Origin of the sequence: Paenibacillus sp. FSL R7-0026, assembly GCF_038004485.1 — a bacterium.
Taxonomy (GTDB): domain Bacteria; phylum Bacillota; class Bacilli; order Paenibacillales; family Paenibacillaceae; genus Paenibacillus; species Paenibacillus xylanexedens_A.
Genome location: NZ_JBBORG010000001.1, coordinates 4,387,125 through 4,402,782 on the forward strand (window position 1 = coordinate 4,387,125; position 15,658 = coordinate 4,402,782).

13 protein-coding genes are annotated in these 15,658 nt (G+C 47.7%); all 13 read right to left on the minus strand.

Annotation, left to right across the window (positions count from 1 at the left end; all coding sequences use genetic code 11):
* Positions 1–76 precede the first annotated feature (76 nt).
* Positions 77–799, minus strand: coding sequence for an RNA polymerase sporulation sigma factor SigE (gene sigE, locus MKY44_RS19415; RefSeq protein ID WP_017687308.1), 723 nt, complete (start codon positions 797–799; stop codon positions 77–79).
* 11 nt (positions 800–810) lie between these two features.
* Positions 811–1,791, minus strand: coding sequence for a sigma-E processing peptidase SpoIIGA (gene spoIIGA / locus MKY44_RS19420; protein ID WP_341008191.1), 981 nt, complete (start codon positions 1,789–1,791; stop codon positions 811–813).
* Between the two features lie 261 nt (positions 1,792–2,052).
* Positions 2,053–3,168, minus strand: a complete 1,116-nt coding sequence (gene ftsZ / locus MKY44_RS19425; RefSeq protein WP_017687306.1) for a cell division protein FtsZ — start codon at positions 3,166–3,168, stop codon at positions 2,053–2,055.
* A 150-nt stretch (positions 3,169–3,318) separates the two neighbouring features.
* Entirely contained in the window at positions 3,319–4,605 is a 1,287-nt protein-coding gene (gene ftsA / locus MKY44_RS19430; RefSeq protein WP_074095848.1) for a cell division protein FtsA, read from the minus strand.
* 293 nt (positions 4,606–4,898) lie between these two features.
* Complete coding sequence (locus MKY44_RS19435) at positions 4,899–5,666, minus strand: cell division protein FtsQ/DivIB (RefSeq protein WP_017687304.1); 768 nt, start codon at positions 5,664–5,666, stop codon at positions 4,899–4,901.
* 58 nt (positions 5,667–5,724) lie between these two features.
* A complete protein-coding gene (gene murA / locus MKY44_RS19440; protein ID WP_100527062.1) occupies positions 5,725–7,008 on the minus strand; it encodes a UDP-N-acetylglucosamine 1-carboxyvinyltransferase in 1,284 nt (427 codons plus the stop codon).
* 17 nt (positions 7,009–7,025) lie between these two features.
* Positions 7,026–7,931, minus strand: coding sequence for a UDP-N-acetylmuramate dehydrogenase (murB, locus tag MKY44_RS19445; RefSeq protein ID WP_076250757.1), 906 nt, complete (start codon positions 7,929–7,931; stop codon positions 7,026–7,028).
* 149 nt (positions 7,932–8,080) lie between these two features.
* Positions 8,081–9,190, minus strand: a complete 1,110-nt coding sequence (gene murG / locus MKY44_RS19450; protein ID WP_036674835.1) for an undecaprenyldiphospho-muramoylpentapeptide beta-N-acetylglucosaminyltransferase — start codon at positions 9,188–9,190, stop codon at positions 8,081–8,083.
* A gap of 7 nt (positions 9,191–9,197) precedes the next feature.
* The gene (spoVE, locus tag MKY44_RS19455; protein ID WP_341008192.1) at positions 9,198–10,295 is read right to left on the minus strand and encodes a stage V sporulation protein E; all 1,098 of its coding nucleotides are present in this window, start codon (positions 10,293–10,295) and stop codon (positions 9,198–9,200) included.
* 48 nt (positions 10,296–10,343) lie between these two features.
* Entirely contained in the window at positions 10,344–11,765 is a 1,422-nt protein-coding gene (gene murD / locus MKY44_RS19460; protein ID WP_341008194.1) for a UDP-N-acetylmuramoyl-L-alanine--D-glutamate ligase, read from the minus strand.
* A 3-nt stretch (positions 11,766–11,768) separates the two neighbouring features.
* Positions 11,769–12,737 carry a phospho-N-acetylmuramoyl-pentapeptide-transferase gene (mraY, locus tag MKY44_RS19465; RefSeq protein ID WP_047843751.1) on the minus strand — a complete coding sequence of 323 codons (969 nt, stop codon included), beginning with the start codon at positions 12,735–12,737 and terminating at the stop codon, positions 11,769–11,771.
* 12 nt (positions 12,738–12,749) lie between these two features.
* Positions 12,750–14,162 carry a UDP-N-acetylmuramoyl-tripeptide--D-alanyl-D-alanine ligase gene (locus MKY44_RS19470; protein WP_047844438.1) on the minus strand — a complete coding sequence of 471 codons (1,413 nt, stop codon included), beginning with the start codon at positions 14,160–14,162 and terminating at the stop codon, positions 12,750–12,752.
* The gene (locus MKY44_RS19475) at positions 14,162–15,649 is read right to left on the minus strand and encodes a UDP-N-acetylmuramoyl-L-alanyl-D-glutamate--2,6-diaminopimelate ligase (protein ID WP_074095853.1); all 1,488 of its coding nucleotides are present in this window, start codon (positions 15,647–15,649) and stop codon (positions 14,162–14,164) included. The genes MKY44_RS19470 and MKY44_RS19475 overlap by 1 nt, the downstream gene beginning before the upstream one ends.
* Positions 15,650–15,658 lie beyond the last annotated feature (9 nt).

Below are 15,658 nucleotides of genomic sequence, written 5' to 3' on the forward strand. Positions count from 1 at the left end.
ATTATCTCCGGGGCAGGCTTTTTTATTCGTACTTGGCACCCTTGCCAGTAATACCCATTCTGACCAAAGATGTATTTCAGACCATTTTATTGAACTCCTTGCGAAGTCTTTTAATGATTCTTTTTTCGAGTCGAGAGATGTAGGATTGGGAGATTCCTAGGAGATCGGCTACATCTTTTTGTGTCTTTTCTTCCCCATCCGTCAGGCCAAAACGAAGCTCCATAATCATTCGCTCGCGCTCCGTTAATTTTTCCAGTGCCTTGTGCAAAAGTTTCCGGTCTACCTGCTCTTCAATATTCCGATAGATTGTATCGTTTTCTGTACCCAATACATCAGATAATAATAGTTCATTTCCATCCCAATCAATGTTGAGCGGTTCATCAAAAGAAACTTCAGTTCGGATCTTACTATTACGTCTCAAGTACATCAAAATTTCATTTTCGATACAACGTGAAGCATAGGTTGCCAGTTTGATTTTCTTTTCCGGGTCAAATGTATTAACTGCCTTGATCAATCCGATGGCTCCAATGGAGACCAAATCTTCAATATTGATTCCTGTGTTTTCAAACTTTCGTGCAATGTACACCACCAGACGCAGGTTGCGCTCAATGAGCATCGCGCGAATTGCCGAGTCTCCCGAGGATAATTTTTGCAGCAAAAATTCTTCCTCTTCCCTTGTCAATGGTGGCGGAAGTGCCTCACTTCCCCCAATGTAATAAATCTCTTCACTCTTGAGTCCCAACAAAAATAACAGACGGTAATATTGCAGCTGCGCCACCAGTTTCCATTTCACAAGCATGTACGTTCCTCCTATACCACATTCAGCGGCTTTTCTGTTGCTCCCGTAGAGAGAGCCGTAGACTGCGCAGAAGCAGCGTCTTGCACAAGTTCAGGATGAATCACGGCCTGGTATTTCCCATCCGACGACAAAACTCCTCCATCCAGCCCAATAAGTACCCTTGTCGTCTCATAACATGTTTCCTCCATCGTCACCTTCACCCGGTCCGGCTTCATTGCCAGCATAAACGCAGTCCCTTTGTTAATGCCTCGATAAGGCACCAGCCGCAGTCGATCCTGCCACTGAAAACTTTCCTGATCCAGCTCCAGAATAAGGTTGTCCGGCGCCTCGTCCTTGAGTCTACCCTTCCATGAAGCGGGTAACATGTCTTGCCATAACGAAACCTCCATCACCATGACCGGCATGCGCGATAAGGGATCTGTAAGTTGATTGCCCGTATCCAGAAGGCCTGTACAAGAAATGACTACCTCATCGATGCAGACCTCAACTTTACCCAAATAGGTCGTCATGCGATCCGTTTTCCGTTTTGAGCTCTGCACAGCTTTGAATAAAAACAGGACAGCAAAAAATACGATAAACGTGAACCAGAAAGCAATTTTCAGATCAAATGACATACCGCCAGAAGCCGTGAACCAAATGCCGTTAAACAACTCACCGGAGCTCTGAAGCATGTAATGCACACCCAGAATACCTCCGGCAGCGACAAAATTAATCACATAGAAGGTACCGAGCGTCCTCGCAAAAGCCTGCAGACCTTTAAAACCAAAAGCAATCGTAAGCATGACCAGCGAGAACCCGAACTTGATCAGAAAGGTGAACATAAAATCAAACTCCGGTACAAACATCATGACCACGTATAATGCACCCACAATGGCTGACAGCAACCATCGCCACCAAACCAGCTTTGTCTTGCGCATCCAGGCGGTCATTCCGATGAGTGCACCGTCAATACACAGGTTTGTCAAAAAAATCAGATCCACATAAACAACCAAAGTCTTCACCTGCCTGCGCGCAACATATCGAAATACCGGTACCCGATATCCTGATATTCATGAGCATATTCACAAGTATACGGAGCCCCCTGTTCAAAGTCTGTCTAATCATGGGGGTGTGGTTCCAACTTTTTTTGTCGGAATTGCTCAGGCCCTTTGTTCAGAATTTGTTCATTGCTGTATGCTATGATATCTAAATAAACAGAAAAAACCCGGTCGCTCCATAAGGAGTACCGGGTTTCCAATAAATTGATGTGCGTATTAATCGTTGTTATTATTGCGTGAACGATTGCGTAAAAATGTCGGAATGTCCAGCTGATCATTGCTCGGCTGATTTCCAAAAGGACGCAGGTTCGGCGAACGTGTATCTGTCGTCTCCGCTGTTGCTGGAGCTGGCTTACGTCCTGGTGGTGGTGGAGCAGGTTTATCTTCAAAACCAGTTGCAATAACTGTAACCTTAATTTCCTCTTTCAAGTCTTCGTCAATGATGGCACCAAAGATCATATTCACTTCCGGGTCGGAAGCAGAAGTTACGATCTCTGCCGCTTCGTTCACTTCATACAGGGACAGATTAACGCCACCCGTAATGTTCATGATTACGCCGCGAGCACCTTCAATAGAAGTTTCAAGCAAAGGACTCATAATGGCTTTCCGTGCTGCTTCTGCGGCACGATTCTCACCAGTTGATTCACCAATCCCCATAAGGGCTGAACCACGTTCGTGCATAATCGTTTTGACGTCAGCAAAGTCAAGGTTGATCAGACCCGGTACAGCGATCAAATCAGAGATACCTTGTACCGCTTGACGAAGTACGTTATCCGCTTGACGGAATGCTTCAAGCATAGGAGTCTTTTTGTCTACGATCTCGAGCAAACGATCATTAGGAATCACGATAAGTGTGTCGACTTTTTCTTTGAGAGCTTCAATACCTTGCTCTGCATGGCTGGAACGCTTGCGTCCTTCAAATGTAAATGGACGAGTTACGACACCAACGGTAAGTGCACCACACTCTTTAGCGATTTCGGCAATAACCGGAGCCGCACCTGTACCTGTACCACCGCCCATACCGGCTGTAACAAATACCATGTCTGCACCTTTCAACGTGTTCATGATCAGATCGCGGGACTCTTCCGCTGCTTTTTTACCTACATCCGGGTTGGCGCCAGCACCAAGACCACGAGTCAATTTATCACCGATTTGCAATTTATGCTCGGATTTCGCCAGGTGTAACGCCTGAGCATCCGTATTCACCGTAATAAATTCAACACCTTGTACACCATTTTCAATCATACGGTTGACTGCATTGCTTCCGCCGCCGCCTACACCGATGACTTTAATTTGAGCCAAGCTCTCCATCTCGAAATCAAATTCCAACATATTATTCCATCTCCCCCTCAATGTGCATGGATGGCCCGTCCAATTTTTGATTTGAACCGAATCAATTTCATATATCGACGAACGAAAGCGTTTATTTTAGTACCGGCGCATTCAGACGGCTTCAAGAATGTATGAAATGGATCCAACCTGTTATATAAATTCGCTGAACATATTCTTCAGCCGCTCGAACAGACCGGGTTTTTGCTCCGATTCCTGTGCCGTATTTGGCTTCGGACGGTTGGTCGGTTTCTTGTTGTTATTATTGTTGTTGTTGTTATTTCCACCGCCGTTATTGATCGAGGGACGAATGCGCAAACTGCGAATTACACTGTGCAATATGCCAACTCCGCTTGTAAACCCGGGGTCACGCACACCAATATAATCCGGAACTGCAACTCGTACCGAAGCAGCAAGCTCATGCTGAGCGACCTGCAGAACCCCCGGCATAGAGACCGTACCTCCCGTAAGTATATAACCTCCAGGAAGCTCGTTGTAACCAAGACGCTTCACTTCTTGGGATATCATCTGGAATATTTCTTGAACCCTAGGTTCAATAATTGCTGCCAGATCCTCCTGTGAAAACTCCTTGTCTACATTACTGCCAATTCGGGTGACTTTGAACATCACATCCGCAGCAGCATCATCCAACCAGGCGCAGCCATATTTCAGTTTCACTTTCTCTGCCTGATCCGTTAACGTGCGTAAGCCATAGGCGATATCATTTGTTACAAATTCCCCACCTATTGGCAACGTTGATGTTGCAACAAGACTGTCTTCTTCAAAAATGGCGATGGTTGTTGCACCTGCTCCAATATCAACAAGCACTGAACCCATCGTTTTTTCATCTTTGGACAAAGCCAGTTGACCCGCTCCAAGCGACATGAGAACCAGATCGCTTACTTTCAGACCCGCTTTTTCCACGCAGCGCAAAAGATTATGTATCGCGGTTTTTGCACCCGTAATGATCGTTGCTTCAACTTCCAGACGAACACCAATCATACCACGGGGGTCCTGTATGCCCTCCAAGCCATCTACAACATATTGCTTGGCGACAACATCAATAATTTCCCGTTCCGGCGGAACTGCAATGACTTCGGCTGCTTTCAACACCCGTTCCATGTCTTCTTCTCCGATTTCACGATCCTCGTTAGACACAGCCACGACGCCGTGACTGCTCATCAGTCCGATATGATTTCCCGAGATTCCAACATACACTTCGGATATTTGAATACCTACCATACGTTCTGCATGATCCACTGCGTTGCGAATCGACTGCACCGTCTGATCGATATCTACGATTACACCTTTGCGAATTCCCTCCGAGTCGGCAGATCCAACTCCTATAATATTAAAGGTTCCATTGTTCATTTCCCCAATAATAGCGCGAATTTTGGATGTACCGATGTCCAAACTAACAATGATGTCATTGTTGCTCAAGTCTGTGGCACCTCCTGACTCCAATAGTAAATTACGTTCGAATTTAAACACTCTTAAAACATATTCAACACACTTCAGGCTTTCCCTCTTTTTTCTACAATGTTTTTGGGTGTCAAAATCTGGTTGCCAGACATAAAACATTGAAGAAAAAAGAAGGAGGCAACTCATGTGCCATAAGTTCAAGTGTATCATTTTTTCTTCATCTCAGAAAGAACAAGTTTCATTGCTCTGACGGGGTCAAACCCCGACCTGCCTAGGCTTTCATATTCAGTCCAGCCTCATCATGGCAAAGATCAGGGGCTTGCTCCTGGTTCAGCATCATCTTCCGGGTCATCCGGGATGAAAGGGACATAGGTATCTGCCTCAAGCATGGTGATTTTCCCAGGCCGTTCGGTCTCAATCACCTGATTCAGATACTCCACTTTATCCGATAAAAGAGAGACGGTTGTAATCACTTCAAACTGCGATTTGGTATACATCCGAATCTGATCCGGAAATGAAGGCGTTGGATTCGGAATAATTTCCGAAATATCCGTCGTTAATTCATTCGGAATTTTAGCCAGTGTCTGGCTCAGTTTGGCTTTGAGTGGATCATCAGCCTTCCATTGGGTCAATATGGGCTTCTCCACAGCAACACCAATTGTTGCCGGAACCGTCAAACTTGTCCCACTGGCTAATATCGCTTTTAGCGTACCGTCAGAACCAAGCTCATAAGCAACCGTGGCATATTCCTGAACCTTGATATGGATAATCCCCGGAAATTGCTTGTCCACGGTAACGGTGGAAATCGCCTTGATGGTCTTGAGACGCTCAATAACCTCGGCAGTACTTGTCCCAAAAAATTGTTCGCCTTCTTTCAGTCCGCTTTTCTCCAGCAGTTCTGAAGTTGCTGTATATACATTACCCGTAATTTCAATTGCCGAAATCCGACTCATGGAAGAACGAAAGAATAATACAGCGAGCAATACAATAAATAATAATAAGAGAATAATTACAATTTTGCGGCTTGTGTTTCCTTTTGGCCGATTCTTCTTCAGAACCGGAATTTGACTTTTAGGCATAAGTAGCGCTCCACAAAGCCTCAGGTCCCCTCCCTTCAAGAAGGGGACGCCAAGGACGTTAATTGGCAAAATCCAACTGTTTCGAAACGGGCGACTGTCGCTCAACCGATGCTCCAAGACTTTGGAATAACTTCTCGATCTGATCGTAGCCCCGGTCAATATGATGCACTTGCTCCACAACCGTTTTGCCTTGAGCAGCCAGACCAGCAATGACTAGGGCTGCACCTGCACGAAGATCGGTTGCTTCTACTGTAGCCCCGTACAGACGGGGAACACCACGGATAAATGCTGCGTTCAGATCGACTGAAATATCAGCCCCCATCACATTCAGTTCATCCACATGTTTGAACCGACCCTCGAATACCGTTTCCTTCATCACACTGAATCCGTCTGCCAAACTGAGCAGCACCATGATTTGCGATTGCAAATCTGTCGGAAACGAAGGATACGGAGAAGTCACAATACGGTCTACTGATTTGGGACGGCTCATACAGCTCACCGTCATTATATCATTGCAGACTGTGATTTGAACACCAGTGCGCTTCAATACATGTATAAGTGAAGTAAGATGAGCAGGATTGCAGTGTGTAAGCGTAACATTGCCTCGTGTTGCTGCTGCTGCAATCATCACGGTCCCGGCAACGATTCGATCCGGTATAATCTCATAGGAACAAGGTTTCAGTCTCTCAACGCCATTGATCGTGATTGTATCCGTTCCTGCACCAATAATGCTTGCACCCATAGCATTCAAAAAGTGTTGCAGGTCCTGGATTTCAGGTTCTCTTGCGGCGTTGCAGATGGTTGTCGTCCCTTTAGCCATAACAGCTGCCATCATGATATTCTCGGTCGCTCCCACACTTGGGAAATCCAAATGAATATCTGTACCCACCAGATTGTGCCCATGACAGATAATCTGTTGGTCCTGCTCTTCAATCAAAGCTCCGAGCGCTTCCAGGCCCCGGAGGTGAAGATCAATTTTGCGTTCTCCAATGGCACAGCCTCCTGGCTGATACACTGACACTTGCCCAAACTTAGCCAGCAATGGTCCCATCAAAAAAATGGAAGAGCGCATCTGCTTCATTAGATCTTCTGGCACATCATATGACCGGATAGACGAGGTATTAATCGTCACTGTTCCCTGTTCATGCCGACACGTGCATCCAAGCCGTTCCAGGATATACAGCATCACTTCAATGTCCAGCAAGTGTGGAACGTTATGCAGTGTAACTTCTCCATCTGCCAACAAACTTGCGGCCATAATCGGTAAAGCGGCATTTTTTGCTCCATGGATGCGTATGGATCCTGAGAGGGGTTTCCCGCCTTCAATCACCAATTTGTCCAATGTATCACCTCCGGGGTTTACCGCTCACCCACTACGAAGACTTCCGGTACCAGGTTAATACCGTTTTGAGATGATATAGTGCTCTGTATCTGCTGCATTAGGGTGATAACGTCCTCTGCTGTTGCTTGGCCTGTATTAACAATGAAATTGGCATGCATGGTGGATACCTGTGCGCCTCCCTGGGTCATTCCTTTTAGCCCTGCTGCTTCAATCAGGCGGGCTGCATGATCACCCGGTGGATTTCGGAATACACTACCTGCACATGCCATCTGCAGTGGCTGTGTGCGGCGCCGGCGATCTTTGTAAGCCGCCATCGTTTCCGAAATGACGTTGCGCTCTCCATGCTGGAGTTCAAATGTAGCTTCCAGCACGATGCCTCTCCGATCATGCAGAACAGAGTGGCGATAGGCAAAATCCATGTCCTCCTTGCTGTAACGTACCAATTCCCCTGTCTCCAGTACAATCTCAGCGAATTTGAATATCCGTGACACATCCGATCCATGCGCGCCTGCATTCATGTATACGGCTCCACCGACAGTGCCGGGGATACCGCTGCCGAATTCCAGACCGGTCCATTCCTTTTTGGCAGCAACCACACTGAGTTTAACAAAAGAATGCGCCGCTCCGGCGGTTACACCGCCTTCGTGAAATTCGGCATAATCAAAGCCCTCGCCTGGTTTCACCACAACACCACGTATTCCTTTGTCTGACACCAGCATGTTTGAGCCCCGTCCAAGTTGCATCCACGGAATCTGATACGTGTGAAGCAATTGAACGAGATTCATCATCTGCTCTTTATTCTCGGGAATGACCAGTGCATCCGCAGGACCGCCGATCTTCCATGTGGTGTATTTGGCTAGCGATTCGTTTTCAAGAACTCTGCCAACATTATTCTGGGATAGTAACGATATCCACTGATGCATGTTTGCTTCCTCCTTTGCTTCAAAACCGATGAGCACGGTATGTTCTGTTGTTACAGACCGTGTTCTGGCGCCATGGAACGATGGTCACGATTTATACGGTATCTTATGTCAGCCCCGTCTTGTGTGTGACAATCGCCCACAATCACACTTTATCGGCGTGCAGCAAGACGCTGAATTTCATGAACAAGCACTTCAGCTGCATCGGGTTTCCCCAGTTTCCGGGAGGCTTCAGCCATTCGTTTGCGTCCCGATTCATCATTCATAATCTTGGCGATGGCTTCATACAGGACTTTGCCTGTAAGATCCTTCTCCAGCATCGTGAGTGATGCGCCTCCACCTTCTAGCGTGCGTGCATTGGCTTCCTGATGATTATTAGTCACGTTAGGTGACGGAATCAGAATCGAAGGAATACCCAGTGATGTAATCTCCGCAAGGAATGATGCACCTGCGCGGTTTACAATCAAGGATGTGCAGGCAAGCACCTCAGGCATATTATGCACGTAAGGCAGGACATGCAGGTGGTTTGGCATCGTACCCAATGAGCTGCGAATGGCTTCACGCGTTTCATCAAAATAGGTATCCCCTGTCACGTAAACGACATGTACATCATCCAGTTGTTCCAGCATTGGAGCCATGTCCACCATGGCCTGATTGATTGCTTTTGCCCCGCGACTGCCACCAACCACAAGAACAACACGGCTGTTCATCGGTACACCTAACGTGGCAAAACCACGATCACGGCTAGCCTGGGCTACCGTAGTCGCTCGCGGATTACCGGTGTAGATCACCTTTTTTGCGCCGGAAAACGATTTTTCAGAACCTTCAAAGCTAACGGCAACCGTGTCCACATAACGCATCAAAAATTTGTTCGTCAGACCAGGGATGGCGTTCTGTTCATGAATTATACTCGGAATTCCCAGTTTTGTTGCTGCATATACCACAGGTCCACATACATATCCCCCTGTACCAATCACAACATCCGGTTTGAATTCCTTCAGCATTTTTTTGGACTTGCGTACTCCTTGAATGAAACGCATGACCGTTTTCAGGTTTTCGATGGACAATTTCCGTCGAAAGCCTGTAATATCAATGGATTTAAAAGGAATATTTTCTTGGGGAACCAGTTTGCTTTCCAGCCCTCTGGTTCCTCCGATGTATAGAAATGTCGAGTCCGGGTTCTCCGCCTCGCATTGTCTTGCTATGGCAACGGCCGGATAGATATGTCCACCCGTACCGCCACCGCTTAGAACGACTCGCATCGCATAGTCACCTCGCATAACGGGATAAATTTACTAAAATGCCCAGTGCTGTGAGCATGAGGGTCAATGATGATCCGCCGTAACTGATCAGAGGCAATGTAATGCCCGTAACAGGCATCATGCCAATGACAACACCAATGTTAATAATGACCTGTACGGCGACCATACCTACGATACCAACACCAAGCAGACTGCCGAAGGCATCCGGAACGGTCATGGCTACACGCATCCCTCTCCACACCAGCACCAGAAACAACAATAATACAATCATTCCACCTATAAAGCCGAGTTCTTCGGCCAAAATACTAAAAATAAAGTCCGTTTGCGGTTCAGGTACATAACTGTACTTCTGCCGGCTCATACCCAGTCCCAATCCGGCCAGTCCACCAGGACCAATCGCGTATAAGGATTGAATGATCTGATATCCGGCACCCAGCGGATCGGACCACGGGTCCAAAAACGCTGTGATACGCTGCAACCGATAGGGTGCTGCTGCAATCAAAGCTGCAAACCCCGCTACGCCGCCAAGAGCAAGCAGGCTCAGATGTTTCATTCGCGCTCCGGCTGTGAAAATAATAAGCATCGATGCGCCCATCATCACGGTGCCAGTCCCCAAATCAGGTTGCAGCATAATAATCCCAAAAGCCAACCCGATCAATCCCAGCGGTGGCAGAAGCCCCGATGTGAAGGTTTTGATTTTACCCGGTTGCTTGCTCAGCCAGTGAGCGAGAAACAGAATCATGCCCAGCTTCATGAATTCTGAGGGCTGAATACCGAACGAACCAATGCCCAGCCAACTTCGTGCACCACCGCGAACCACACCAATTCCAGGAATGAGCACCGCAATGAGCATAATAAAACAGGCAATCAATATAGGCTTGGCATATTTCCTCCACACCCGGTAGTCTACATTAGCAGTTACGAACATGGCCACAAGCCCAAGCACCGCAAACAGGGCCTGTCTTTTTACAAAATAAAATGAATCGCCATAGTCATGAAAGGCAAGCACCGAGCCCGCACTATATACCATAATAATGCCGATGGCAAGCAATGCCAAAATACAAATCAGCAACCAAATATCTGGTGCCGGTCGCGTCTGTTTCATCAGGAGGCCACCCCTTGCATGGAAGTAGGGGCTTTTCCACCCCCCTACTTACAAGTTATGCGCCGCCTCTTTAAAAATGCGTCCCCGCTCTTCATAGGAAGCGAACATGTCCCAACTTGCACATGCCGGGGATAACAAAACGACATCACCGGCACTGGCAAGCTTCGATGCTTCCTGCACAGCAACGGTTAACGTCCGGGCAGCGTCCTCCTCATTATCGACGACCTTAATTTGCTTTAATCCGGCAAGTTCCGCGACCTTGGCAATTTTTGTCCGTGTCTCACCAATTGCAACGACAGCTTTTACCCGTTCCTGGAACAAGGGCAACAACTCCATCATGTCTGATCCACGATCCAGCCCTCCTGCAATCAATACGACCGGTTCCTTGAACGAATTCAGGGCCATAACCGTAGCTTTCGAATTGGTCGCTTTGGAGTTGTTGTAGTATGCAGATCCGTTATGCTCCAGGACATATTCAAGTCGGTGTTCAACTCCCTTGAAGTCTGCAAGCGGAGCAGCCAGCACCGCAGGATCAGCTCCTGCCGCTACAGCAATAGCCACAGCAGCCAGTGCATTTTCCACATTAAATCGCCCAGGAAGGCCAATGTCCTCAACGTCGATAATGATATGGTGATCTCCGTTTTCATCCGCGTAGATTACCTGACGCTTCACATCATCCTCTTCTCCATCCACATAAGGGGGATCTGCATACACACCTGTATCCAATTTCTCTGTCACGGAGAAGGGGATCAATCTGCCTTTGATGTAAGGAACCAGACCACGACATACCGCATCATCCCAATTTAGAATGGCTACGTCGTCAGGCTGCTGATTGGCGAACAGTTTCGCTTTGGAAGCCACATAATCATCCATGTTCCCGTGATAATCCAGATGCGTCTCTGCAACGTTAAGCAAGCTGGCAATCCGGGGACGGAAATCAACCGTTCCTTTGAGCTGGAAACTGCTAAGTTCAACAACCATCCAGTTATCTGGAGAAGCTTGCTCTGCCGCTTCACAGAGAGGTGTTCCGATATTACCGGCAACGATCGGGTTGAGGCCGGCATGTTCCAACATTTTACCCACCCAAGTGGTCGTTGTTGTTTTGCCGTTGGAGCCCGTAATCCCAATCATGGGTGCAGCACATAGGTGATAAGCAACCTCTACTTCGGTCACCACTTCAATGCCCAATGCCAAAGCTTGCTGCACAGGAGCTGCATGGTATGGGATACCCGGGTTTTTGACAACCAACTTCACACCACTGTGAATCAGATCATCCGGATGCCCTCCGCATACAACAGAAATTCCCAAAGCCTCCAATTCGGAAGCTTCGGGACATTGATCTCTCTCTTTTTTATCATTTACTGTAACCTTCGCTCCGGCGCGATCCAGCACCTTGGCGACCTGTACGCCGCTTTTGGCCAATCCGAGCACGACTACTTTTTGTCCGTGATATGATTCAGGATGGTTCATGATCTACAACCCCTTGTTGAGATAAAGTCCAAGAGCGGCCAAAATTGCGCCTACCGCCCAAAAGGTAATAACAACCCGCCATTCTGACCAACCACTTAATTCAAAGTGATGGTGAATGGGGCTCATTTTGAATACACGCTTGCCACGAGTCTTGAAAGATACCACTTGAATGATGACAGACAGGATCTCGATAACGAAAATACCACCAATGATGACAAAAAGAAGCTCTGTCTTGGTGACAATGGCAACCGCACCAATCGCACCGCCAATACCCAGAGAACCGGTGTCTCCCATAAACACTTTGGCCGGATGTGCATTGTATACCAGAAAACCGAGTACGGCTCCGATCATCGCTGCTGCACACACTGCTGCCGGCATCGACGTGGCTTGCATCGCCACAATGGCAAACGCGCCAAAGGCAATCGCACTCACCCCTGACAGCAAACCATCGAGACCGTCGGTAAAGTTAACCGCATTGGTAATGGCAAGCATCATGAATACGACAAACGGATAATAGAACCATCCGGTCCAGTCAAACGAGAATGACGTACCCGGAATAGAGATGGCTGTGCTGTGTCCATTCTGGATCAGCAAGAAACACATCACTGCACTGAAGAACAATTGGCCCAGCATTTTTTGTCTGGCCGTCAGTCCCAGTGAACGTTTGAACACAATTTTGATGTAATCATCTAGGAAGCCAATCAGCCCGAATCCCAGCGTAGCCACAAGCAAGACATAAAAGTCTGTATTCTTGACTGCCGAAAATTTCAAAAAGGCCAATGTGAACGCAACTAAAATGACGACTCCACCCATTGTAGGTGTTCCGCTTTTTTTCAAATGGCTCTGAGGCCCATCTTCCCTAACTTGCTGTCCGAATTTCATCCGGCGTAACAGCGGAATCAGGAGCGGTGCGGCAATCACCGCCAGAATAAATGAAACGCCGATTGTTAACAGTAATACCTGAAAATCCATGGGTTCACCCCTCTAGTCTACTCGATTCTGTAATGGTGCTATTTGTAGTGCTTCGACCACGTCCTCCAGCTTCATGCCTCTTGAAGCTTTGAACAAAACAACGTCTCTGGGATGTAGTTTCTCCAGTAGATAACGGGTCATTTCTTCTTTATCTATAAAAGCATGCACAGCCTCTGTAGGCATATGCTTGCTTGCTCCTTCAGCAATCTTGGCTGATAGCGGACCATATACCAGCACCATGTCCATTTTGGCCGATGTGATATACTCTCCGATTCCGTAATGCAGATCCTGCTCTTGGGGACCGAGTTCAAGCATATCACCAAGCACAGCCACTTTCATGCGGTATCCTTTCAGACCTTCTAGTACATCGATTGCGGCCTTCATGGAGGTTGGACTTGCATTGTATGCATCATTCAGCAAGGTTAGACCACTAACGCCTTGCGTAACCTCAATACGCATGCCTGTCAGTTTCAAGCGAGACAATCCCGCGGCAATCTGCTCCGTCGTCACTTTGAAATGACGGGCTACTGCCAAAGCAGCCAGACAGTTAACGACATTATGCGTTCCTAGCAGAGGTAGCGTAAATGCATGTTCTCCAGACTGTTTGGTGGTGAAAACTACCCCGTTCTGCGCATTCATAAGTCCGGTAGGATAGTCATCATTATCGGTTTGCAGACCAAATGTAAACCGCTGCAATCCATCGGGTTGTTTCGTTGCGGGCTCTTCAAGGACTTGTGCAATTAAAGGCTCGTCTCCGTTGTAGATCAGTAACCCGCCAGGCTTCAATCCCGCGGCAATCTCGGCTTTGGCTCTGGCAATCTCCAGTCTGGACCCCAGCTGAAGCAGATGTGATTCACCAATATTGGTAATGACCGCTACATCAGGCTGCGCAATAACCGACAAATCGTTAATTTCCCCGCGACCACTCATACCCATCTCCAAAATGATAATCTCGGTATCCGGGTCCATGCTTAGTACAGTCAGTGGTAAACCAATGTGATTATTGAAGTTGCCTTGCGTCTTATGCACTTTGAACGTCGTCGAGAGAATGGCATCCACGATGTCCTTTGTTGTTGTCTTGCCGTTGCTGCCTGTAATGCCGACTACAGCCGCTTTATTCTCCGTTAGATAAGCAGATGCGAGTGCTTGCAGCGCGACAAGTGTGTCGTCAACAACAATGACAGCTCCTTGTGGCGGAATACCATGATCCTTTTGCCAGATCGCGCCTGCAGCCCCCTTCTCTAAACAGGCTTGCACAAATTCGTGTCCGTCAAACCTTTCACCCACTAGCGGAATAAACAAACTGCCTTCCAGAGGTTTACGCGAATCGGTAAACACCCCTTCGACCATTACATTGCCATGAGCGGCAACATCACTTAATGTTCCTCCACACATCTCGGCCAATTGTGCCAATGTTCTTTTTATCAATTGGATTTGCCCCTTATCGCTTCTTTGGCTATGATTCGGTCATCAAAATCGGTTTTGGTTGTGCCGATAATCTGATAGGTCTCGTGACCCTTGCCCGCAATCAATACTACATCGGCTGGGCTTGCCATTTCAATAGCTTCATGAATCGCCTGGCGTCGATCCACAATCATCGTATAACGTTCAGCAGGAACGGATTCTTCAATCAGGCCCTGTTCAATGTCTTTGAGAATCAGATCCGGATCTTCTGTCCGTGGATTATCGGAAGTAATCAGTACAAAATCACTATAATTCGCAGCAATTTTCCCCATGAGAGGGCGTTTGGTACGGTCCCTGTCACCACCACAGCCAAACACGCAAATTACACGCCCTTCGGCAAATTCCTTCACCGTCCGCAACACATTCTCCAGTCCATCCGGTGTATGGGCATAATCGACAATAACAGCAAATGGCTGTCCTTCGTCCACTCCTTCAACACGTCCATCCACGCCCGGAACCGTCTCCAGACTGCGCTTGATCTCTTCCAGCGGAATACCTTCCACCAGCGCTGCAGAGATGGCTGCCATTGCATTGTACACATTGAATTTGCCTACCATGCGCAAGCGAATATCTGCGCTGCCTGCAAATGTATCCACGTGGAAAGAAGTTCCCTGAGACGTGATTGAAATTTGGGATGCGCGTACATCCGCCTTTTCACCCATGCCATATGTAATCACTTCAGCCGCAGTCACAGAGATGAAATAAGCCGCAGCCGGATCATCTGCATTGATGACAGCGAATTTACGCTGTGAGACATCTTCCGTATAACCGTTACCCAGACGTGCAAAGAACAATCCTTTGGCCCCGCGATATTCCTCCATGGAATGGTGGTAGTCCAAATGATCCTGCGTCAGGTTAGTGAATACCGCAGTACGGAAATTTGTTCCCTTTACTCGCCCTTGTTCCAATGCGTGAGAAGAAACTTCCATAACACAGCAGTCCGTACCCTTCTGAACCATATCATGCAGACTACGCTGCAGATCAAGCGCCTCTGGTGTTGTTCCTGACATCGGGTAGGTGCGACCGTCATACCGCATTTGAATAGTACCGATCAATCCCGTCTTGCGCCCGTAATCACTCATGATTTTTTCAATCAAATAGGTGGTCGTTGTTTTTCCGTTCGTTCCCGTTACACCAATCATATTCATCTTCTGGCTTGGCGAGTCAAAAAAGAAATCTGCCAGAACAGCCATCGCAAATCGGCTGTCCTTCACCAGCAATTGTGGTACAGGCAGATCCAGTTGCCGTTCAACCACCAATGCAACTGCACCGGCATTTACAGCTTTTTCTGCATAATCATGACCATCTACCGTATGTCCCGGAAGACAGATAAACAGATCACCCGGTTTTACCTGCCGGGAATCTGTCTGAAGGTTTTGGCATTCTGTATTTGATTCGCCCACGAGGCGGGCGGTGGTCAGCATCGATGCAAATTGTTTTAAAAGCACATGAATAAC